Consider the following 22716-nt stretch of genomic DNA (forward strand, 5'->3'; position numbering starts at 1 on the left):
TTCCAACCCACTTCAGCAATCTCTCGATCCGACCACTACGAGGCGCACTCGCCTGGACCGATGTGGACAGAGAACGCCTCTTCAGCGTTATAGTCAAGATAGTGATCCGGCGCCTCAGAGACCGGTGGCAGGTCTGTAAACGGCGCAAGAACCGTCTTTACTGACTCCAGCCCATAGCGATCCAAAAAGTTGTTGAACGATTCCCCATCCTGTCGCTCTTTCTGATATAGATGGAGGACCGCCTCCACCGCACCCGGAACATTCTTTGCCGGAATCCGCGCCACCGGTTTAGCGTAACTCGCCTGGCCTGGCGTCAATTTCGCGCCAAGTAACATCTCATAGGTCGGCACCTGCTGGCCATTGAACTTTTTGGCGCCGCCATACAATCCGATATCTGCAAGATGATGCTGGCCACAAGAGTTTGGACAGGCGGAGATCTTGATCCGAATCCCCGTCTCATCCGCCAGGCCCTTCAATTCATCATCACAGAGGGCTCCCAGGGCAGCCGCCAAGCCGCGAGAGGAGGTAATTCCGAGCTGGCAGGTATCAGCGCCTGGGCAGGCGGTCACATCCGCCAGCCGTTCAGCCGATGGCACCGCCAGACCGACCGCGCTCAGCACCCGGTAGAGCGCGGGCAGGCGCTCGGAGGGAATCCACCTGAGGGCGAAGTTCTGCTGGTTCGTGCTGCGGACTGCGCCATCGCCGAACTCGCGCGCCGCGAAGGCAAGGGTTCTGAGCTGTGCTGAGGTAATGTCCCCGAGTTCAAGGCGAATGTAGACCATGGTATACCCGACTTGCTTCTGCTTCAGAACATTGGTGGCCCGCCATCGCCGGTAGGCAGGATCGTCCGGCTCCCTGGGGGAGGTCGCCGAAACCACCGATGTACGATGAAGCGGGACCTTGTCCCACACGACAAGAGCGGGGAACTGCCCGGCCATTGTGGAATCGAGGCCGGTCCGCTCCTGGAACACCAGCGTTCGAAACGCCTCAATCCCCAGCCTGTTCAACACAAACTTCATCCTGGCCTTATGTCGATCGTCACGGTTACCGAGGCGGTCGAATACACGTACGATAGCGGCGACAGTCGGCAGGAGCCGATCCGCCGGCGTAAACTCCTCGAGTAACTCCGCAAGGCGTGGAATGGGACCCAGACCGCCCCCGACATAGAGCTGAAAGCCCCGCTCCTCCTTTCCCGCCGCAGATCGGAGCGCAGCGCGTGCCCCGATATCCTGCATGGGGCTGAGACCAAGGTCGTCGGGGCAGCCGGAAAACGCGATCTTGAACTTCCGGGGCAGGTTCTGGTTCATCGGATTGCGCAGCAGAAATCGCGCAATCGTCTCGGCATACGGGGTGACGTCGAACAGTTCTTGAGGACAGACCCCGGCACAGTGTCCAACCGTGACGTTGCGGACGGTGTTACCGCAGGCCTCTCTGGTCGTCAGCCCGACCGAGGCCAGACTCCTCATCAGCCCCGTGACCTGCTCAAGCTTGATAAAGTGTAACTGGATGTTCTGACGGGTCGTCACGTGGGCCACCCCGTTTGGAGCCTTGGCCGCCAACTCGGCAAGCAGCTCCAGTTGGGCCGCGCTGAGCCCGCCCCACGGGATCTTGATCCGGAACATCTGTTCCCCTTCCTGCCGCTGCCCATAGATCCCGTTCTGCAGGCGGAACCGCTTAAACTCGTCCTGAGAGATCTCCCCATTCCAAAACCGTTGGACGAACTGATCGAAGGTGTCGATATCCCCCTCGTTGGCCCAGGAGGACCCGTCAGCGGACTGCACCCTCTCGTGACTGATTCGTCCGTTTATCGGAGTTGAGACGTGTACCGGCTGCTCGCCGCCCACCGGTTCGTTCGCATCATTCATGATTACCCTCTCCATCATTCATTGCCCGCCGACTGCCCGGACATAGACTCACGTAGACAGATCATCCGGGGTCACAGCCGGTGCTTTTTGAGGTATGAGGCTGGAACTGCCGTCAGGAACATCGACAGCCAACGCAGCCGTTGAGATCTCCGGCCCCCTCATAAAGAAGCCGTAGAGCATCGTCAGATCGATCAGGATAACGCCCAGCCAGACAACGTATGCACTCGAGCTTGCCGCCAACCTCAGATCGATCAACACCTTGGATAGGCCGAAGCCCACCACCCAGGCATCAAAGCTCATACAGATTCTTCTGAACGTTTCAGCATTCATCCGTCTGATGATGTAGGCCCCTATCGGAATCCCTATCGCGACACTTGGAACGATCGACGGCAAGAGCCCCGTACCTGCCGTAGCGTACACACCGAGAAGGTAGTATGCGGTCGCTGTCACGGTTGATTCGACCACTCGGATCAGCCCCAAGGCGGCTCGAAACTCGCCTTTGACAAAGCCCTGATTATTGAATAGGAGCGCCAGCGGAGGACCGGAGATCGTCGTTACCGAATAGCAGATACCGACGCCGGCGCCGAACGGGACACCAATGAGCTGTTCGGACCGAATCGGCCGTCTTGCCCCGGCCGCCTGCAGCAGGATTAAGGGCAGCACAATGAGATACGTCACCAGCTTGAGCCATTCCGGGCTGACCCTCGACAGGGTATAGCTCCCCACGATAATGCCCGGAATAAGGCCACACACTATCGGCAGCACCCTCTTCCAGACCTTCGGGATGCTCCTACGATTGACGAGGAGCACGTAGCTATTGAGCACCACCTCCACCAACACCAGGGCGGGGTTCAAGATCCGGTTGGAATAAAAGATAAGGGCGACCGGAACGGTCAGCGACGAAAATCCGTATCCCAGCGCCCCATTGACGGTGGCCGCAAAGAGCGTGATGCCGATAAGTGTGATGTATCCGGCGTCAAGGTTCATCATGTGCTAGTCGATGAGTCCACAGACCGCTGATGGTTCTGCTGTAAACTGTTTTTCGGCAGAGTTCCAACTAAATACCTTGAAGTACGAGACCTTTCCCTTTTTCACTGATACGACGAGATAGCGTAGCTGAGGCCACACCGGTTCGCCGTCGAACAACGCCAGATCTCGATCGGTCTCGGAGAAGTAGGCTTCATGATCCGGATGTGAATGATAGAGCACGACGAACTCGAACCCTTTCGCATCCGCTTCGCTCTGAATCCGCAGCAGATCCTTCGAGTCCATGATGTAGGCGGTCTTTGCATCTCTCGGATTCCGAATCGGATCGTCCTGGTGATACTGATTTGCAAGATTTCCGCATCTGCGGACGAGGTTCGTGCCGGGATCGTCCTGCTTGCCGATGACGATCCCGCAGGCCTCTTCGGGAAACGCCTCTTCGGCGTGCGCGAAGATCTCGTTCAGCTCCCGTTCGGTAAGAATTATCGGTTCGACAGGGCTCACCACAGGCCTACCACCAGAGGTGACTGTACATGTTCTCGCCCAACTCCGGAAACTCCTTGTGCCAGACACCCAGACTGATATACTTCCATCCGGTATCGCACAGGATCACGACGATATTACCCTTCTCCATACGGTGTGCCGCCCTGATCGCCACATGCACAACAGCTCCGGAGGAGACGCCCGCAAAGATCCCTTCCTTGTTGGTCAGATCTCTGGTGGCGGCAAACGCGCAGCGGGAATCGACCATGATCTTGCCGTCCAGGAGGCTCGTGTCGAGAATCGGGGGGATGAAACCCTCATCCAGACTCCGAAGTCCCTGGACCAGATCGCCAGGATTGGGCTCTACCGCAATAACCTTGGTCTTGGGGTTATGTTCCTTCAGCCGCCGACCGACGCCCATCAGGGTTCCGCCGGTCCCAAGACCGGCCACAAAGACATCGACATCCGGGAGATCATTCAGAATCTCCACACCGGTGGTTTCATAGTGAGCCATCGGATTGGCCGGATTGCCGTACTGAAAGGGCATGTAGAGGGTCGGATCCTGCGCCACCAGTTTTTGCGCCAACTCAATGGCGCCGTTGCTCCCTTTCGTCCCGTCAGAATAGATCAACTCGGCGCCGAAGATCTCCAGAAGCTGACGCCGCTCCGGGGTAGCGTTTTCCGGAATCACGACCTTGACCTTATACCCCTTCCTCCTCCCGATCATGGCCAAGGCGATACCGGTGTTGCCGCTCGTCGGCTCCAGAATCGTCTTGTCCTTTGTCAACTCGCCGCTCCGCTCGGCCTGCGCGATCATGTACTTGACGATTCGATCCTTCAAGCTGCCGGTCGGGTTGGCTCCCTCCAGTTTGGCGAAGATCCGGATCCCTTTCTTGGGACTCATCCGCGGCAGTTCCACCAGCGGTGTGTGCCCGATCGCATCAAGAATATCGACTGATTTCATTCATGTCCTCTTTGCCTGTCTGCGTGCATCGCACAGGCAGGTCGGCTGTCTCGTCCCCGGCCCACCCTACCCCTGCTACGGGGGTCAGGCCTTTTTCACCGTAATCGTCCAGTCAGTGTCATTCAGTTTCGTCACACCTACCACTACGTGCCCTTCACTCTGGAGGCTTCTGGGAACGTTCTCAGCGGAGCCGAGGTTGTCCACAATGACTCTCAGCACCTGGCCACGTTGTAGCTCGTCCAATGCCAATTTCGTCTTCACAAACGTGTAGGGGCATACCTCACCCTTCAGATCGAGGGACTCAGCTACCTGCTCAGGCGCCTTACTCATTTTTCCTCCTCCACTCATCATACAGCTCAGGCTTTTTCCAGAACGATTTCCCATTGCGTTCTGCCGACTTCCGAAATGGCGAGGACTGAGTAACCTTCTTCTTTCGCCCACCTGGGGATGTCTTCGACCGATTTCGGGTAATCGACAATCACCACCAGTTGATCGCCGGTCGTGAGCTCCCCCATCTTCTGCTTGGTCAACATCAAAGGATACGGGCAGATCTCTCCAGTCACATCAAGGGAGTACGTTGTCATCGCTTCTTCACCGTTTCTCGTTCGGCCCCACGTTCGGGAGACACTACGCCCGCTGGACGCTTCGCACCCCACGCTCAAATGCCACACTGCCGAATAACAGATAGGCTCCAGTCCAGACTCCCAGGATAATGCTGAGAGTCGCCGTCATACTGCTCAGCGCAAAAAGTGGCACTCCGGTCAATCCGTGGCCGATGTTGCAGCCGCCCGCCATGGCCGCCCCCACACCCATCAGCAGACCACCCCCGAGAGCCTGGAGCAGGCGCTGAGCGCCGGGGGCGCGCCAGGCAAATTCTCCATGCGACCGCGCCGCCACGTAAGCGCCCGCAATGATCCCTACCCACATAAAACTCCCCCAGGTAAGCAGGGAGGTCTCACCTGTGAACAGAAACCCCGAGATGGTTCGAATCGGCTCGGTGATCGAGAGACCGTACTCCCTTCCGGTGAGGGCGGAGATCGGCCAGGCAGCCGTCGCGATCAGGCCGATGATGATCCCGCTCCTTGCCCAACTCCACCCTCTCTGGTAGCCGCCGGATGGGCTTTTCACAAGCCACCATCCGCCAATCGCCACGAACGTCACAACCAGTACCCAAGGGCTCACGCCCAAGAGGCGATCCAGCGTCGCAGGCTGACCGTCGATCTCAACGACCCAACTTCGAAAGGCCGCCTGTATCGGCTCCAACACGCCGTCATTCGTCATAGTCATCCCGAACACAAAGCCGAGCAGCGCGATAATTGACCCTACCATCCCCTCGCCGGACCGGTACGTGCTCCCGCTCGCACACCCGCCGGAAAATGCCATACCGAGGCCAAAGACAAATCCACCGAAGAGAGTCGCCATCCAGAAAAATGGTGCAATGCCTAACCCGAACAGGCCCAACGCCGCCATCGCTCTCACTCCGACCATCTGAATCAGAAGAGCCAGCAGGTAGGCTCGCAGCAGCGTGAAATCCCTCGCCAACAGGATATCGCGAAACGTCGAGTTCATGCAGAAGCGACCGCGCTGCAGGGCGTATCCGAAGGCCACCCCGACGATGAGGCCCAAGCCCACCATCCGGATCATGGCTGTACTGGTCGTCGTCTCAGTGATCACCACCCGGCACTCCACAGAACTCATGATAATCGATCAGATCGGTAATCGTCGGATGGTCGCCGCACACCGGGCAGTCCGAGTCGCGCCGTACCTTAACCTGCCTGAACTCCATCCCCAACGAATCAAAGAAGAGGAGCCGTCCGGCCAAGGAATCGCCGATCCCGAGCAGCAGCTTGATCGCCTCGATCGCTTGCAGACTGCCGACAATGCCGCACAGAACGCCCAGTACGCCGGCTTCCTGGCAACTCGGGACAAGCCCTGGGGGAGGGGGGGCGGGATACAGGCAGCGATAGCAGCCTTGACCGGGGATAAAGACCGTCACCTGTCCTTCGAACTTGAAGATCGACCCGTCCACGAGGGGTTTCTTCAAGAGCACGCAGGCGTCGTTGACCAGGTATCGGGTCGGAAAATTATCGCAGCCATTCACCACCAGATCATACTGGCTGATGACATCCTTGGCATTGGCTGAGGAGAGGACCGCTTGAATCGGCTCTACCTTCACGTCGGGATTGATCTGGCCGATCGTCTCAACCGCCGAGATAACCTTCGGTCGTCCCACATCATCCATGTGGTGGAGAATCTGGCGTTGCAGGTTGCTCAGGTCCACAACATCAGCGTCGATGATGCCGAGGCGACCGACGCCGGCAGCGGCCAGGTACAGAGCCGCAGGGGAGCCCAGACCACCCGCCCCGACGAGCAACGCGGAACTGTTCAAGAGCTTGCGCTGTCCCTTCCCGCCCACCTCAGGGAGGATGATGTGACGACTGTAGCGCCGGACCTGCTCTTCGTTGAACGGAACAGCCCCCCCCGCCATGGCCGGAATCAAAGCCACCTCGTCTCCCTCCTTGAGCGCGGTCCGCTTCCCCCCCAATTCCTCTACCGCCACATTGTTCACATAGACGTTGAGGTGACGGTGGAGTTCGCCCATCTTGTCGAATACATGTCTGTGGATCCCTGGAAAGCGCGTTTCCAGATCCTCCAGAAGCTCCACCAGATTATCCCCTCGTCCCTTCACCAGGGGCTGATTCTGAGTCAGTCCTCGGTACGGGGTCGGGATGTAGACACGGATCGCCTCCCTGCGGTCACCCTCCGCTGATCTGCTCGCCTGAGAGACCTCCACGCCACGATAGCCATTCATGCGTTTACTCCCTTATAGGTCAGAGTGAGACCGACAGGTACCGTTCCCCTGTATCGGGGAGGATTGTCACCACAACCCTTCCGGTTCCAAGCCGTTCGGCAACCACCGTCGAGGCAAAGACGTTGGCTCCGGCTGAGATCCCCACCAGAAGGCCCTCCTCCCTGGCCAGGCGAGACGCCATCCGATAGGCATCCTCATCCTCTACTGAGATAATTTCATCAACCACTTGCATATTCAGCACGCCGGGCACGAAGCTCGCGCCGATCCCCTGGATGCCATGCGGCCTGGCTCTACCCCCCTGCAAGACGGGGGATCTGGCCGGTTCCACCGCGACCACCCGAACGTCAGGGATTTCCCTTTTCAGCACTTCGCCCACTCCGGTAATCGTCCCACCAGTCCCGACGCCTGACACAAAGGCATCGATCTGTCCATCAGTCGCTTTCAGAATCTCTTGCGCCGTGGTAAGGCGGTGGATAGCCGGGTTGGCCGGATTCACAAACTGTTGCGGCATGAAGTAACCTGGATTTTGCGCCACGAGAGATTCCGCGGCATAGACTGCGCCGCTCATCCCCTCGATGGCCGGGGTCAGGATCACCTCGGCTCCGAACCGACTGACCAGCCTCCGCCGTTCCACGCTCATATCCTCCGGCATCGTCAGGATCAGGCGGTACCCTTTGACGGCAGCCACCATCGCAAGCCCGATCCCTGTATTACCGGAGGTCGGCTCGACGATCGTGTCACCCGGCTTCAGACGCCCCCTCCGCTCTGCCTCCTCGATCATTGCCAAGGCGATCCGATCTTTTACGCTTCCACCTGGATTACATGACTCCAGCTTTCCAAGAATCCGAGCGGATCCGCAACGCGCGATTCGTTGTAATTGCACCAGCGGCGTGTCGCCTATCAGTTCCAGGGCATTTCGAACCAAACGTGGCATCGACGAGTTTAACCTCCAGGCAGCCCAGACCGGTTAGATCTGGTAGCTTACCCCCCCTCGCTCCTGTTTCGTATGGATTTGACGGCAGAGGTCTTCAAGCGTGGTGTGGTCCACAATCTTCACTACGGCATCGCGGACGTCAGCCCAGATATCCCGAAGGCAGCAGTGAGGCTCTTCGATGCAGATCTCTCGCGGCCCGCTCCCCACGCAGAAAATAGGAATAATCGGACCCTCCATGGTTCTGATGATGGCCCCGACGGTGATCTCCCGGGGATGTTTGGCCAGATAGTAGCCCCCACTCATACCCCGCTTGCTCTCGAGAAAGCCGGCTCGTTTGAGACTCAACAGAATCTGCTCCAGATAACGTACGGGGAGATGTTGTCGTTGAGCGATCTCTTCAATCTGAATCGGCCCTTTCTCATAATGGAGAGCCAGATCCTGCATCGCTCGTGTCGCGTAATCACCCTTCGTGGATACCTTCATTTCGAATCACCTAGCTAATACCGAGTAAGTCGATTGAGTTACTCAGTATTTATAGCTACCACAAAGAATCATGTCAAGCATTTTTTTAACAAAGGGCTGCTCCTCGACAATGAAAGTAGATCACCGTTTTGAAGTACTCGACGTTGCGGAATCTCGCGGTCTTTTTGACCCAGTGGATGGCAGCGCTGACAGTCTCCAAGCCGCCGTTGGAGAGCCGGTGCCAGCTAACAGGAGCATTGATGGCCAGGATCACTCTTCAGCGGTTGTGGGATCGATTACCGATCTGATCTCCGAGATCCGGTTCGCCGGGAAGCCGCCTTGGCGGGCGTGCTCTCGCACCATTTCGGCGTCGGGCGCGATGTAGACACAATAAACCTTCTCATCGGTCACGTAGCTGTGGACCCACTGAATCTGCGGCCCCAGCTTGCCGAGTATGCCGCACGACTTCTGCGAGATGGCCTGAAGCTCCTGAGCCGAAAGCTTGCCTGCCCCGGGGATGTCACGCTCAATCAGATACTTTGGCATCGTGAACCTCCTTTTTTGCGACTAACCTTACGCTCCCCATACCGCTTCGCGCGCTCACCGCCATCCAATCCCGGGTATACCTGCGAGATAGTCCAGGTCAAGAGGCATCTCCCCGCCGACAGGCGTAGTTGCTTATTTCGAGATACCGACGGCAAACGGCATCTTCCCAACCGGGACAGTAGCAATCACTTTCTCGCCCGCAACGTCGATCACCGACACTGCGTCGCTGCGACCACACGCGACGTAGAGGCGCTGCTCGTCGGGCGTAAAGGCCAGATACCAGGCCCGCTGGCCTACAGGGATCTGTTTGGTGATGGTCAAGGTGCTGGCATCGATCACATAGACAGCATTGGTTCGTCCATGCGCCACATAGACCTTGCGGCCATCCCGCGTTACCACCACCCCGACCGGCCGTTCGCCTACGGGAATCTTCTTGATTACCCGGTGCCGGGCCACCTCGATGACCGATAGGATGCCGGGCTCCGCCTGCTCGCTCGCCACATACGCGTACTTGCCGTCCGGGCTGAAGGCGATCCCGCGGGGGTTCTTCGCGACCGGGATGGTTGCCACGACCTTGAGGGCCGAGGTATCGATGACCGAGATGGTGCTGGATGTCTCGTTGGAGACGTAGGCCAGGCGACCATCGGGGCTGAGGACAATCGATTCGGGTTCGGTCTGAACCTCGATGGTGGCCATCACTGTGCCGGTTTTAGTATTGATCACCGTAACTGTTCCACCGTTCTCGTTCACCGCGTACAGGCGGGCTCCGTCGGAACTGAGCGCTACCCCCTCGGGATCGACGCCGGCAGGCCACGTTTCCACGACCTTACCGGCCTCGGAATCGATGACACTGATGTCGTCGGAATTACCGTTGGCAATATACACGCGATGTCGGTCCGGCGAAATCGCCACACCCCTCGGTCGCTTGCCCACCGTGATAGTCTGGACAACCTTCTGGGTTGCGGTGTCAATGACCGATACGTCATCCGATTTTTCATTCGTCGCATAGGCCATCAGTCCAGCCGCGGCGGCCGACGAGATATGAGCGAACCACAACAGAAGCACTATCACGAGGAACCGGCAGCTTTGATGAAATGTTTTCAGCATGTTCTGCACTCTCCCTTTGGCGATGTATTGCGTCTGTAGAAGCCCTTTTGCAAGGCACAGGAACAACGATTTCCTATCACAGATCGGGAGGGATGTCCATCACGAAGACAGGTCAGAGCGGCTTGAATCATGGCGCCTTCAGCCCCATCCTGGCTGGTGGCGTCCAATCCCACCCCGGCGACGATACTTCGACGTTGCCAGCAGGATACGACAACGATTATAATGCGGCATTGTATCGGTACCCTGGAATCAACCCACACAAACATGGAGGAGTGATGAGCGTACTCGTAGGCAAGCATGCACCTGATTTTACCGCAACCGCCGTCATGCCGGACGGCAGCTTTAAGGAGAACTTTAGACTGTCCGACTACTGGGGCAAGTATGTTGTGCTCTTCTTCTATCCCCTTGATTTCACGTTCGTCTGCCCTTCTGAGATTATCGCCTTTGATCATCGCGTGGCCGAGTTCAACAAGCGCGGCGTGCAGGTGATCGGTTGCTCGGTGGATTCACATTTCACCCATGCCGCATGGCGCTGCACCCCTGTCAATAAGGGTGGCATCGGTGCGGTAGGCTATCCGCTGGTCGCCGACCTTACAAAGGATATCGCTCGCGAATACGACGTACTGCTGCCGGGCGGAGTGGCCCTGCGCGGCTCGTTCCTGATCGACAAGAACGGCACCGTCCAACACCAGGTGGTCAACAACCTGCCGCTCGGGCGCAATGTGGATGAGATGCTTCGCATGGTGGATGCGCTCCAGTTCACCGAGGCGCATGGAGAGGTCTGCCCGGCCGGGTGGACACATGGGGCCAAGGGGATGCGGCCTACCACCGAGGGTGTGGCAAGCTACCTGGCCAGCGAGGCTGCGAAGCTGTAACGGATGACGGTGATCGGGGTGGTCGCGCCTTGCAGGTTATTTACCACCTGCGCCGACCACCCCTCGAACCGTCTCAGCACGCCCTCACGTCTCAACGTTTTCCTTAACCTCCCCTGCTGCTTCAAACTTCCTATTGGCGCAAAAATCACCTTGCTCATACTCGCGGCTGCAGTCAAGAAATCTGAGGGAACACGGTTGAAGGCGTATGTGGAAAAGCGGCTGGCGGTACAGGGAAGGCCATGAGCGTTTACGATCGCCCTCATGTGGTGATTGTCGGCGCTGGGTTCGGAGGCCTTTATGCTGCGCGGTCCCTGAAAGATACAGATGTCCGGATCACGGTGATCGATCGTCGAAATTATCATCTGTTTCAACCCTTGTTGTACCAGGTTGCAACCGCGAGCCTCTCTCCTGCCGACATCGCCTATCCCATACGCTGTGCCTTGAACAGGCAGAACAATACAAGGGTGTTTCTGGCGGAGGCGACTACGGTTGATGTCAACGTCCGAAAGGTTATCCTGGAGGATGGCGAGATCGACTACGATTATCTGATTCTGGCAACAGGCGCATGTCATTCTTACTTTGGACATCCCGAGTGGGAGGTCTATGCGCCGGGACTGAAGGATGTAGATGATGCGCTGGAAATCAGGCGTCGCATCCTGCTCGCCTTTGAAAAGGCCGAGCGTGAACCGGATGAGGCCAGTCGGCGGGCGTTACTCACGTTTGTCATTGTGGGCGGAGGGCCGACTGGTGTGGAACTGGCAGGAGCGATCGGCGAAATCGCATGTAAGGTGATGGTGGGAGATTTTCGTACGATCAATCCACGAGACGCTCGCATTATTCTGGTTGAAGCCGGACCGCGAGTTCTTCCATCATTTCCCGAAGATCTTTCCACCAAGGCCGAGGCATCGCTGAGACGACTCAGCGTGGATGTGCGGACAAATTCCCCGGTGACGGCGATCCAGCCTGACGCCGTTATGATTGGCGACGAATACATCCCTACCACAACAGTGCTCTGGGCCGCGGGGGTCACAGCTTCACCTCTGGCTCGATCGCTCAGAGTGCCGCTTGATCGCGCAGGCCGGGTGCTGGTGGAACCGGATCTGAGCATTCCCGGTCATCCGGAAGTATTTGTGATCGGCGATCTGGCTGCGATTGCCGATCACGCAGGCCATCAATTGCCAGGCCTTGCTCCTGTTGCCGTCCAGCAAGGTCGCCACGCGACTCACAACATCCTGCGGAGGTGTCAAGGATTTCCCGGTGAGGCGTTTCGCTACGTGGACAGGGGAAGCCTGACCACCATCGGGCGGGCAGCAGCCGTTGCAGATTTTGGGATGGTGAAACTTTCCGGCTTCCTCGCCTGGATTGCCTGGATATTTATTCATATTTTTTTCTCATCGGCTTTCGAAACCGTTTTATCGTCTTGTTCGAGTGGGCGTGGGCGTACACAACTTGGTACCGCTCTGCGCGGCTGATCATCGGCGGAGGCATACGGAATGTCTCCGGTCTCCCCGCAGACGTACAACCACTAGATACTGAAAGGTACACCTCAGAGTGAAGCAATATGCCGAGTTTCACTCCGGCTTCATCTGGACATCGCTGACAACCGCGATCGTCGGAGGATTTGCGTTCGGCGCCTATCTGGCAGTCGTGATCGGCTACGGCCTGCCCGCAGGGCAGGGTTTCTACGCGCTGATCCAGACACACGGGCATTTGCAACTTGTCGGCTGGGCAGGCGTATTCATCATGGGCATCAGCCTGCATTTCATCCCACGACTGGCCAGCTTCCCCCTGCCACATCCCGAACGGATAAACTACATTCTTTGGTTAATGGCGCCGGGGCTGTTGCTCCGGGCGATCGGGGGTACGGTTCTGGCCTCCCTTGAGGAGAGCCCCCTGTTTGCTCCGCTCAGTTGGCTGGTAAGCGCCTCCGGACTGCTGGAAGGGGGGGCAATTGTCCTGTACGTTTCGCTCCTGATTGCGACCATACGCGGGAGCGATCAGGCCAGAAGACTTCCAGCGTTAAGTGCGGTCAAACCATATTTTGCCATGATGGCGACCGGCTGGGTCCTCTATGCGGGTCTCAACCTGTTCGTGCTGCTTCATCTGGCCCTGAACAGCACCACTACCGTGAACACGGCCTGGAACGAGTTTGCCGTTCAAATCTTCGTTAGTCTCGTGCTCCTACCGGTGGCCTTCGCGCTTTCGGTGCGTCTCTTTCCGCTGTATCTGGCTCTGCCGGCCCCAGATTGGCCGGTCTACGGCATCGGATATGCGTATCTCCTGTCCATATTGCTGCAACTGGTCCCAGCGGCGCCTCCCCTGGCAGGGCTCGCGCCGGACGCCACCAGATTGATCATCGCTTTGGGGATGTTGCTGAAGGGGGGGGTCATCCTCTGGTTCGTGTGGCAATTGGATCTGCTCACCCGCCGCCGACCCCTGGGGCGCCATGCCCGCTTTCTTGATACCGGACCGGATCGTCCGCCCACGCGACCGGGCTTACCGGATTATGGAGAGTTCGGCCGGTTCGAACGCCTGGTCTACGCCGCCTATACATGGCTTATCCTTGGCGCGTGCATGGAACTCCTGAGCGGCGCGGCCATCCTGCTAGGCTATTCGATCCCGATCGCAGCGGATGCGATCCGTCACATGTATCTCCTCGGCTTCATCAGCCACCTCATTTTCGGTGCGTCGGTTCGGATGCTGCCCGGCTTCATGCGGAGAAAACGGGTGGCCAGTACTGCATTAGTCGATGCCACCTTTTGGTTGGGCAGTGCGGCGGTGTTCTGCCGTGTTGTCCCGTTACTACTGCCGTCTTGGGTGCTTGACGGGCTTCCCGCTGGCGACCTGCTTATCCAAACGATCTTTGCGATCTCAGGGACACTCGGATGGGGGGCCGTCGTGTGTCTGGCGGTCAATCTGTGGCAAACGGCGAATGCTCCAATAAAACAAGTCTCAGAAGGCAACTGGACAATGTCCATGGCTCACTCCCGATCCGGAAAACATCCCGAATAGCGCAGGGTCGTGTGAGCGCCGCCAGACTTCATCGATTCTATGGGCTGGCTTTACCCGGCAACCGGGGGTGTAGAGCCGTGCGAAACAGTAAGAACAAAAAGGAGGACATCACCAACATGAGGATCACATCGATCGGAATCTGGGTGGGGGTAGTGGGAGCCATCGTCCTTGGGTGCCTCAGCAACGCTTCTGCCGTTGAACCCCACAAATCCTCAACGGACACGCGACAACGGCTGGCACTCGCCCCAATCCATCGAGATATGATTCTTGCCGAGATGCGCCAGATGCTCGGGTCTGTAGGCGGCATCGTGCAGGGCCTAGCGGCCAATGACCTCCCTGCGGCGGAGAATGCGGCCCGCGCGTCGGGCATGGCGGTAGCCGCCGACACTGATCCACATATCAAGTCACTGCTTCCCCAACCGTTCCTGGAGCTAGGCATGCACACCCATCGGGGATTCGATATGCTGGCCGACCAGATTAAAGCCGGTGGCAGTCACGCTGATATCCTCCGTGGGCTCGCGAAGCTGACCGGCAACTGCGTGGCCTGTCATGCCGTATATCGGCTCGACGAAGCGCGCTGAACATATCTACGTTTGCCTTGACCTCCCCTAGCGCTTCAGCTATATTTTTTAACAGGCAGGATTGGAAGCCACTTCCTTGGCGCGGTAGCCCTCACCGGGGCTCCCAGGCCCTCCCGATTGACCCGATGTGTTGCCAATCTGCCCCTTGGAGGCTCTCCAATTTTTTAAGGTAGGTAGTGTAGTGGGCGATGTCTGCCTAATCATGCACAGATGTTGCACGATGAGCCGGTAAATGGGCGCACAGCAATTCACGAGCGCAGCGACAGTTGACGATGTCGTACATGCTAACCCAGCTCTCAGCCGGATCCTGAATACGCACGGGATCGACACCTGCTGCGGAGGCAGCGCAACGCTCGCCGAGGCCGCGCACGTCCGCAATATTGATCTCGACGAACTGCTTACGGCTTTGAACCGAGAAGGCGAGCCGCGTGAACGATTCGTTGCCGTCGCGTTCACGAGCGCAACGACAGTTGACGATGTCGTGCATACCAATCCGACCCTCAGCCGGGTCCTGAATGCGCACGGAATCGACACATGCTGCGGAGGCAGCGCAACGCTCGCCGAGGCCGCGCACGTCCGCAATATTGATCTCGACGAACTGCTTACGGCTTTGAATCGAGCGGGCGCGCCGCGTGAACGGTCTGCCGCCGTTGCACCAGCGGCTGTGCATCCTTGCGCCTCGCCCGCCTACGAGGTAGCGGCGGCGCCCACACCCGCGCCACGTGCGGTTATTGTCACGCCCGCCGTTCCCCGGCCGACGGGCTACGTCCGGTTCTTCGCCGCCAGCCTGCTTTTTGCGCTCACCTTCGGCAGTACGCTCGGCGCGCTGACCCTTGCCACGCTTACGCTTCCCTGGAATTTCCTCGACGGACTGCCGACGGACGCCGCGAGACTGGCGCACGGGTACACGCAGGTCTTCGGCTTCGCTGCCCTCTTCATTATGGGTGTCGCCTACCACGTCATCCCGCGCTTTAAAGGGGCGCCGCTTGCCGCGCCTGGCGTGGCCTCGGCATCATTCTGGCTGGAAACTGGCGGCGTGCTTGCCGTCGCCGTCGGCCTGCTCGTCGGGCCGCCGGTCGTTGGGCCGTCGCAGTTGATGGGCGCCATTGCGCTGCTTGCGGCAGCGTCAGGTTTCGGATGGGTTATCCATTGCAGCCTGGCTGCCGGCCCGCCGACGCCGGAGGGCTTCGAGCGCTATCTACGCGCCGGCTGTGCATGGCTGGCGGTTGCGGCCACTCTGGCCGTTGTCACGGCTGCATGGGCCGATCCGCTCCAACCGGCCGTGTGGGAAGCGGCGCTGTGGGGTTTCGCGGGTTCATGGATTCTTGGCATGAGTTTACGCATCGTGCCGGTGTTCCTGGGCCTGCCGCCATTATCTCAACGGACAAGCAGTGTACTATTCGCCTGCTATCAATTGGCGGTATTGGCATGGGTGAGCGTGGCTGTCATTGAAACATGGACACTGCTTCCAATCGCGCGCGTACTGACCGGGGCAACGCTGTCATTGATGGTAGGGGGGTTTGTCCTGCGGCTTGGTATCCTGGGGTCCCGGGAGAATCAGACCCAAGTGGGCGACCGTGGCTACGAAAAGTTTCTGATCGTCGCCTATGTATGGTTGCTCGTCGCACTGGTGTTCACACCCGTTTGGAGCGCCGTGTCGGCGTTTACAGGCAACCCCATGCCGGCGCTGGTCCTGGATTTCGGTCGGCATGCGTTCACCCTCGGCTTTCTGACGCAGATTATCGTCGGCGTTGCCGCGCGCCTCATCCCGGTATTTGCGGGAACACCGCTATGGAGCACGAGATGGCGCGACGCGACCTTCTACCTGCTCAACGCGACCATCGTCACACGCGGCCTCGAACTGCTGGTTGAGGTAGCCGGTCTGGCCGAAGTGTGGCCGTATATCTCCATTTCCGGTCTGTTAGGCGTCGGAGCCTTTGCTGCGTTTGCCGTCAACGTATTCATGACCATGCGTGCGCACCCGCTGACCGTAGCACCCGGTCCAACAGGCATAGACCCACTGGCGGACAACCTCGTCGCCGATCTGCTGACCATCCCGGGCGCCCTCGAACTGCTTGTAAGCCGTGGTTTACGCCCGCTCCAAAACCCGGAAATGCGCGCGGCGATGGCCCCCACGGTGACATTGCGACAGGCATGTCAGATTCATCGCGTCGAACTTGAACCGCTGCTGGCCGAATTGGGAAAGCTGGCAGCGATATCGCACGAAGCGTAAAAGGAGGATACAGCCGTTATGAGCATGGAGAAGTCGACACCCCGCGAACAACTCGCACTCTCATTGCGAGTGCGTCCCGAACCGATTGTCGTACGCGATCCCTTTCTCGAGTTCCTGGGACTGGTCGCTCCCGGGGAGCCGATCTCGGTCAGTTTTGACGAGTTGGTGAAAGCGGCGGGCCATATGTGTCCGACCGTCGCCGGCGCGTATCTCGTCTTGCGGCATGGGCTCAAAGCCTTGTATGGCGATGAGCCGGCCGTTCGCGGCAATGTACGGGTCACGGCATACGGCGGTCCGACGGACTTTGGGTATGGGCCGATCTCACAACTGGTCAACGTCGCGATCGGCGCCGCACCTGAAACCGGTTTTGGAGGGTTGGGCGCGGGACGCTTTCGCCGGCGCGACCTGTTCGTCTTCCGGACCGATGATCTGCGCCACAGCGAGTTCGACTTTGAGCGCCTCGACACCGGGCGCACCGTCCATGTCACATACGAGCCGAACGTGGTGCCGACCTCCAAAGACCTGCCGGCAGCTATCGGCCCCGCGCTCTCCAATGGCGACCCCGCCTCGGTAGCTCGTTTCCGCTCCCTCTGGAACGCACGTGTAGAAGATATCCTCGAGGCCGACGGGCGCGTCGTCCGCGTACAGGCGGTCGGGTCATAGGGTAAGGAGGAGACAGGTCAGGACATCGCTTGGATCACGGCGTCCTTTCCCTCAGACGAGGTCTGGCGGGACATGTAAGGCTGCGGGAACCTCAACAACCGTCAGCCGGTTTTGCGCGAACGCCTTCTCAACGATCTCGCCGATCCGCTCGAGCGAATCGACCCGCACTGCATTCGCTCCAAATGACTTCGCGAAGGCAACGAAGTCTGGGTTGCAGAGCGCTTCGTCGCCAAACAGTTGGCCCGCCTTTCGCTCGGCATAGTCTACAACGCCAAAGGCGTTATCGTTAAAGAGTAAGACAACAATGGCGAGGCGGTGCTTGACGGCAGTCGCCAACTCCTGACAGGAGTAAAGGAACCCGCCGTCACCACACAGCGCCAGGACCTGGCTCTCGGGTTTTGCGAGCTTCGCGCCGATGGCGGCCGGCAACCCGAAGCCGATCGTCCCGCTTCCCATTGCCCAGAGAAAGGTCCCGGGTTCGTACACCTCGAAGTATCGGCGTGCCCAGTACGTGGCAACGGTGGAATCGTTGGCCACAAAGGCATCCCTTTGCAGCGCGCTTCGGATAATTTCAAGGAGTCGCACCTCGATCGGGTAGTTCGCCTTTAATCTATCCAGGACCTGCCGCTTGGCCTCGACAATTTCCGACCCCTCAAAGCCCTTCTGGGATGACGGCTGCTTTTCAAGTCTTCCAAGAATAGCCTCTAAGGTTGTGTGAGCATCGCCCACCAGTTCGACGACATCGCGCCCCTGGATGTTTGGATGGGTCTGGCCGAACTGCCGCTGATCCAGGTCGACCCTGATCCATCGTGGAGGCAGCCGCAACGACCATTTGCCTGTTGATCGGTTACTGAATCGTGTGCCGACCACAATAGCCAGATCGGCCTTCGCAAGGAGCGATCGAACGGGTTCCTCGGCCCCCAGATTGCCGAGCGACAGACCATGGTCCTCCGGAATTGCGCCCTTGCCTTTGATGCTGGTAAGCACCGGGGCATTGAGCAATTCGGCCAATTGTTCAATCGCTTGGCCTGCGGCGGAGGCGATCGTACCGCCTCCGGCATAGATGATAGGCCGCCTCGCCCCTGCAACCAGCTCTACCGCTTCTTCCAGCCTCTTTTCGTCAGCCAGTTTTGGCATGCGCACTGCCGGCTGATATGAGAAGGGAGCAGCAAGCTCCTCCTTCAGAATATCCGCAGCAATCTCCAGCCCGTACGGTCGCGGCCTTTCATTCTGCATCCTGGAGAAGATCTCATGCAGGCAGTGGGGGATGTCTGATACGGTCTTCACATCATAACAGGCCTCAGCCACGTTCGAAATTACACCATGCTGATCCTTTACCTCGTGGACGTCTCCCCATCCCTTGTGCAGATGCGCTCGCTCAATCTGGCTGGCAATGAGCAACACCGGCGAGGAGCTGCAATAGGCCTCCTGGATCCCGATCATCGTGGCGGCAGTGCCGGCGCCCGTCCCGGCCAGCACAACCCCGACCCTGCCGGTCACTCTGGCGTAGGCATCCGCCATGAAGGCTGCAGACTGCTCGTGCCGGACCTCGATGAATCGAATACGTTGTCTTTTAGCGGCGGCAGCTACAGGCGTAATGTGCAGGCCGCGTATCCCGAAGATAAGCTCAATCCCTTGAGCCTTCAGGCATTCGACAACTGTTTCTGCGCCAGTCATCGGGTTCCTGTGGACGAGGGCACCACGTGCGCGATCTGGCCAATAGCGCTCTCCAGAATTATCATAGCCTGATCCACATCTTGGCGTCCGATAATCAGGGGGGGCATGAACCGGATTGTTTGAGGCGGAATGGGGTTGATCAGCAGACCCCGTTCGCGGCAGGCCTGGGCCATCGAGAGCGCGATCGGCTTCGTGAACTCCACTGCCAGCAGCAGGCCTCGACCCCGAACCTCCTTGACTATCTCCCACTTCTCTCGCAACGTCAGAAGCCGTTCTTGGAAATAGTGCCCCATACGAGCCGCGTTACCGACTAAATCTTCCTTTAAAATATACCGTAAGACCGCAGCGGCCACCGCAGTGCAGAGCGGGTTGCCGCCATAGGTGGAGCCGTGATCGCCAGGTCCGAAACAGGCAGCTCGTTCGTTTGCCAGAAATGCGGCAATGGGAACCCCGCCGCCCAGCCCTTTACCTACCGTCATAATATCCGGCCTGATGCCGAAACCCTCGTATGCCCACAGCGTCCCTGTTCGACCGCAGCCCGTCTGGACCTCGTCTAGGATCAACAGAATGCCCCGCTCGTCGCAGAGGGCGCGAACCTCCTGCAGATAGTGCTCAGCCGGAACATTGACGCCCCCCTCGCCCTGGATCGGCTCCAGTAGGATCGCGCAGGTCCGCTTACCGACGGCGGCCCGCAGGGCGGGAAGGTTGTCGTACGGAACATTCGTGAATCCTTCAGGGAGCGGGGTAAAGGGGGCCTGATACTCCGGCTTGCCTGTCGCGGCCACCATCGCCAATGTTCGACCGTGGAAACTCTTCAGAGCCGAGATAACCTCGTAGGCGCCACCCAGATGCAGCTTCCCATATTTTCTGGCCAACTTCACCGCTCCCTCGTTCGCCTCGGCGCCGCTGTTACAGATGAAGATTTTCGCCAAACCGCTTCTGGAGATCAGTAGCTCTGCCAGTTCAATTTGCGGAGTCGTATAGACATCAAGGCTTGCCAAGATAAGTCGTGATGCCTGCTCCCGAATCGTCTCCTGAATGACAGGATGACAGTGACCCAGACTGCAGGCAGCCCATCCGCTAATGAAGTCGAGATATTCCTTCCCGGCATCATCCCAGACCCTCGCCCCGTCCCCGCGTACGAGCGTAACCCCGAGACGCCGGTGGCCGGTATCCATGAAGTACCGCTTATCCAACTCGACCCAATGGTTCATGTCGCATCCCGATCAAGGAACAGAGCCAGGCACTTAGGCCCGCCTCCCGCCTTGAGAAACTCCGTGGTCTCAATCTGGTGAACCTGATATCCAGCCTCGGCAAACGTCCGAGACAGGTGGGGACAGTCCGCGTTCATGACTACCGCCTTTTCAACGACAAGCGCGTTACAGGCAAAGCGCCTGGCCTCTGCCTCTGTCACGGGAAAGAGTTCAGGGATCGTCTCTTTTAAGAGCCGCTGCGAAGCGGGACTGAACGCCTCCGGATAGTACGCTGCCTGGCCGGGCTGGAGCAGACACAAGCAGGTGTCGAGGTGATAGAACCACGGATCGGACAGCTCCAAGGAATGGACCGGCAGCTCAATAAGCTCCTCGAGCAGGCGATGGGCCTGCAGTTCGGACCGAAAGCGGTATCCGGCGAACAACACATCCCCGCAGAAGAGCGCATCCCCTTCCCCTTCAAAGAAGGCGGGTTGGGGAAGACACACGACCCTGTAATTCCGCTCCAGAAACCACCGTGTGAAATGAGGAACTTCCGCCTCACGCTCAGCATATCGGAAACGACTACTCACAAATAAGTTATGAACTAGAAGCCCGGCGTTGGCGGTGAAGCAGAGATCAGGCAGCCCAGGAACAGAAGGCAGAAGTTCCACCTGAACCCGCAACGTGTCGGTGAGCAGTTGATACAATGCCTCCCACTGTCTCAGCGCGATGTCGCGATCCGCCTGGCGTCTTCGATCCATCCAGGGATTGATCACATAGTAGATCCCGTAATGGTCGGGACGACACATCAGCAGTCGGGTCATGGCTACACGTCGGCGCTCAGACCTTGCGCCATTTTGATCTCGTAACTGTGACCTACGGTCCACGCCACTTTGTGCGTGACAAGATCCAACAAAGGCCAGGACGCGGGGACGCCAGTCCCGCTCTTCTTCAGCCCGCCGAAGGGCAGATGCACCTCGGCGCCGATGGTGGGCAGATTCCAGTACCCGACGCCGAACTCACACTCCTCTCGAAGACGATGGGCGGTCCGGTAATCTTCGGTGATCACAGAGCAAGCCAGGCCATAATCCACATCGTTATGGATGGCTATGGCCTCATCCAGCGTTCGGAATGGGATCACGGCAACATGCGGCCCGAAGACCTCCTCGTGGAGCACCCTGGCGTCCTTCCGATGCGCCATGCGATAGATGAAGGGGCTGAAGAAGTATCCGTGCCGATAGGCCCCTTCCTCCAGACGCCCGCCATCCAGCAGCACGTGGGCCCCCTCCTGCTTCGCCAGCAGGTTATAGAAACTCACCTTCTTCATCGCCCCTTCATTGATGAGCGGCCCCATGAAGACCTGGGGATCGAGGGGATCGCCGATGACGATTCGCCTCGCCATGGCAACAAAGGCGTTTGCGAACTCCTCCATTCGGCTCTCATGGACAATGAGGCGAGAGGCTGAGGTGCAACGCTGACCCGTTGTCTTGAAGGCGCTGAGGATCGCCGCCCGGACGGCCAGATCAAGATCGGCATCCTTGCAGACGATCATCGCATTCTTCCCGCCCATCTCGCAGGCGTACATCTTCCGATAGTCCTTGACACAGGTCTCCTTGATCCGTGATCCCACATCATACGAGCCGGTAAAGAGCACCACCTCGACGTCGGGGTGGGTCACCAGCGGCCACCCTGTATCCTCTCCCGTACCATGAATGAGATTCAGGACGCCTGGAGGCAGTTCGGCCCGCTCAAAGCACTCCACGATCTTCTCCCCCACCAACGGGGTGTTCCCGGACGGCTTGAAGACCACCGTGTTCCCTTCAAGTAGGGCCGGCGTAATCAGCCAGATAGGAATCGCAAAGGGGAAATTCCAAGGGCTGATAACCGCCACCACGCCTTTCGGCTTACGGAACATATACGCATCCTTCTCAGCGATCTCCGAGGGAACGACCTGGCCAGAAGCAAGCCGCGCATGGCCGAACATGTACTGCGCCATATGGATTCCTTCGACGACATCGGCTTTGGCCTCGTTATGCGCCTTGCCGGCCTCAGACGCCACGAGACGGGTAATCTCATCAGTCTGAGACTTGATGACTTCGACGAAGCGGTCGAGATACTCCCCCCTTTTCACGCGGGACAGTGCGCGCCAGCCATGAAACGCCGATTTCGCGGCCGCGACCGCCCGCTCCGCGTCCTCCCGATTCGACAGCGCTACAGTACCCAGCACCTGATCGAACTTGGCGGGATTGCGACTTTCGAACCTGGCCTCTCCGACCGCATCTACCCATTTTCCCGCAATATAGTTTTTTCCCTCCATCGATCTAC

At 58.8% G+C, this 22716-nt stretch carries 21 protein-coding genes and 1 pseudogene; 6 read left to right on the top strand and 16 right to left on the bottom strand.

The genetic code is table 11. The annotated features are described in order from the left end of the window. Positions 1 to 35 precede the first annotated feature (35 nt). The 12 genes from KGL31_11305 to KGL31_11360 all read right to left on the bottom strand — a co-directional run bounded on the left by KGL31_11305 (position 36) and on the right by KGL31_11360 (position 10157). The gene (locus tag KGL31_11305; GenBank protein MDE2322478.1) at positions 36 to 1865 is read right to left on the bottom strand and encodes a nitrite/sulfite reductase; all 1830 of its coding nucleotides are present in this window, start codon (positions 1863 to 1865) and stop codon (positions 36 to 38) included. 48 nt (positions 1866 to 1913) lie between these two features. After that, entirely contained in the window at positions 1914 to 2855 is a 942-nt protein-coding gene (locus tag KGL31_11310; protein ID MDE2322479.1) for a sulfite exporter TauE/SafE family protein, read from the bottom strand. A 3-nt stretch (positions 2856 to 2858) separates the two neighbouring features. Next, positions 2859 to 3353: a M67 family metallopeptidase gene (locus KGL31_11315; protein MDE2322480.1), complete on the bottom strand. Its 495-nt coding sequence runs from the start codon at positions 3351 to 3353 to the stop codon at positions 2859 to 2861. A 7-nt stretch (positions 3354 to 3360) separates the two neighbouring features. Further along, a complete protein-coding gene (locus KGL31_11320) occupies positions 3361 to 4296 on the bottom strand; it encodes a cysteine synthase family protein (GenBank protein MDE2322481.1) in 936 nt (311 codons plus the stop codon). Between the two features lie 84 nt (positions 4297 to 4380). Then, complete coding sequence (locus KGL31_11325; GenBank protein ID MDE2322482.1) at positions 4381 to 4626, bottom strand: sulfurtransferase TusA family protein; 246 nt, start codon at positions 4624 to 4626, stop codon at positions 4381 to 4383. Positions 4627 to 4652: 26 nt separating this feature from the next. Then, positions 4653 to 4880, bottom strand: a complete 228-nt coding sequence (locus KGL31_11330; protein ID MDE2322483.1) for a sulfurtransferase TusA family protein — start codon at positions 4878 to 4880, stop codon at positions 4653 to 4655. A gap of 43 nt (positions 4881 to 4923) precedes the next feature. Then, the gene (locus tag KGL31_11335; protein ID MDE2322484.1) at positions 4924 to 5973 is read right to left on the bottom strand and encodes a YeeE/YedE family protein; all 1050 of its coding nucleotides are present in this window, start codon (positions 5971 to 5973) and stop codon (positions 4924 to 4926) included. After that, positions 5960 to 7108, bottom strand: a complete 1149-nt coding sequence (gene moeB / locus KGL31_11340) for a molybdopterin-synthase adenylyltransferase MoeB (protein MDE2322485.1) — start codon at positions 7106 to 7108, stop codon at positions 5960 to 5962. Before moeB ends, KGL31_11335 begins: the two co-directional genes overlap by 14 nt. A 19-nt stretch (positions 7109 to 7127) precedes the next feature. Beyond that, complete coding sequence (gene cysK, locus KGL31_11345) at positions 7128 to 8042, bottom strand: cysteine synthase A (GenBank protein ID MDE2322486.1); 915 nt, start codon at positions 8040 to 8042, stop codon at positions 7128 to 7130. Positions 8043 to 8075: 33 nt separating this feature from the next. Beyond that, positions 8076 to 8525 carry an Rrf2 family transcriptional regulator gene (locus KGL31_11350; GenBank protein ID MDE2322487.1) on the bottom strand — a complete coding sequence of 150 codons (450 nt, stop codon included), beginning with the start codon at positions 8523 to 8525 and terminating at the stop codon, positions 8076 to 8078. A 249-nt stretch (positions 8526 to 8774) separates the two neighbouring features. After that, entirely contained in the window at positions 8775 to 9050 is a 276-nt protein-coding gene (locus tag KGL31_11355) for a DUF4242 domain-containing protein (GenBank protein ID MDE2322488.1), read from the bottom strand. 132 nt (positions 9051 to 9182) lie between these two features. Continuing rightward, on the bottom strand, positions 9183 to 10157 hold the full coding sequence (locus KGL31_11360; protein MDE2322489.1) for a beta-propeller fold lactonase family protein: 975 nt from the start codon (positions 10155 to 10157) through the stop codon (positions 9183 to 9185). 275 nt (positions 10158 to 10432) lie between these two features. On the opposite strand from KGL31_11360, the gene KGL31_11365 reads away from it, so the two are divergent. The 6 genes and pseudogenes from KGL31_11365 (at position 10433) to KGL31_11390 (ending at position 17521) form a co-directional block, all read left to right on the top strand. Next, positions 10433 to 11032 carry a peroxiredoxin gene (locus KGL31_11365; protein MDE2322490.1) on the top strand — a complete coding sequence of 200 codons (600 nt, stop codon included), beginning with the start codon at positions 10433 to 10435 and terminating at the stop codon, positions 11030 to 11032. Positions 11033 to 11271: 239 nt separating this feature from the next. Next, positions 11272 to 12587 (top strand): annotated as a pseudogene (locus KGL31_11370) (NAD(P)/FAD-dependent oxidoreductase). Next, positions 12584 to 14044 (top strand): hypothetical protein, encoded by a 1461-nt coding sequence (locus tag KGL31_11375; protein ID MDE2322491.1) that lies wholly within the window; start codon positions 12584 to 12586, stop codon positions 14042 to 14044. Before KGL31_11370 ends, KGL31_11375 begins: the two are co-directional and overlap by 4 nt. A 116-nt stretch (positions 14045 to 14160) precedes the next feature. Further along, positions 14161 to 14625, top strand: coding sequence for a hypothetical protein (locus KGL31_11380; GenBank protein ID MDE2322492.1), 465 nt, complete (start codon positions 14161 to 14163; stop codon positions 14623 to 14625). A 232-nt stretch (positions 14626 to 14857) separates the two neighbouring features. Then, positions 14858 to 16858 (top strand): DUF542 domain-containing protein, encoded by a 2001-nt coding sequence (locus KGL31_11385; protein ID MDE2322493.1) that lies wholly within the window; start codon positions 14858 to 14860, stop codon positions 16856 to 16858. Positions 16859 to 16876: 18 nt separating this feature from the next. Further along, on the top strand, positions 16877 to 17521 hold the full coding sequence (locus tag KGL31_11390) for a hypothetical protein (GenBank protein ID MDE2322494.1): 645 nt from the start codon (positions 16877 to 16879) through the stop codon (positions 17519 to 17521). A gap of 51 nt (positions 17522 to 17572) precedes the next feature. Here the strand turns inward: KGL31_11390 and KGL31_11395 are convergent, their stop codons facing one another. Genes KGL31_11395 through KGL31_11410 form a run of 4 tightly spaced genes read right to left on the bottom strand, consistent with a single transcriptional unit; the run spans position 17573 to position 22708 of the window. Further along, positions 17573 to 19198 carry a thiamine pyrophosphate-binding protein gene (locus tag KGL31_11395; GenBank protein MDE2322495.1) on the bottom strand — a complete coding sequence of 542 codons (1626 nt, stop codon included), beginning with the start codon at positions 19196 to 19198 and terminating at the stop codon, positions 17573 to 17575. After that, on the bottom strand, positions 19195 to 20412 hold the full coding sequence (locus tag KGL31_11400; GenBank protein MDE2322496.1) for an aspartate aminotransferase family protein: 1218 nt from the start codon (positions 20410 to 20412) through the stop codon (positions 19195 to 19197). Before KGL31_11400 ends, KGL31_11395 begins: the two co-directional genes overlap by 4 nt. Further along, positions 20409 to 21215, bottom strand: coding sequence for an amidinotransferase (locus KGL31_11405; protein MDE2322497.1), 807 nt, complete (start codon positions 21213 to 21215; stop codon positions 20409 to 20411). Before KGL31_11405 ends, KGL31_11400 begins: the two co-directional genes overlap by 4 nt. 2 nt (positions 21216 to 21217) lie before the next feature. After that, positions 21218 to 22708, bottom strand: a complete 1491-nt coding sequence (locus tag KGL31_11410; GenBank protein MDE2322498.1) for an aldehyde dehydrogenase family protein — start codon at positions 22706 to 22708, stop codon at positions 21218 to 21220. Between the last annotated feature and the right edge of the window lie 8 nt (positions 22709 to 22716).

This window comes from Candidatus Methylomirabilota bacterium (genome assembly GCA_028870115.1).
GTDB lineage: Bacteria > Methylomirabilota > Methylomirabilia > Methylomirabilales > Methylomirabilaceae > Methylomirabilis.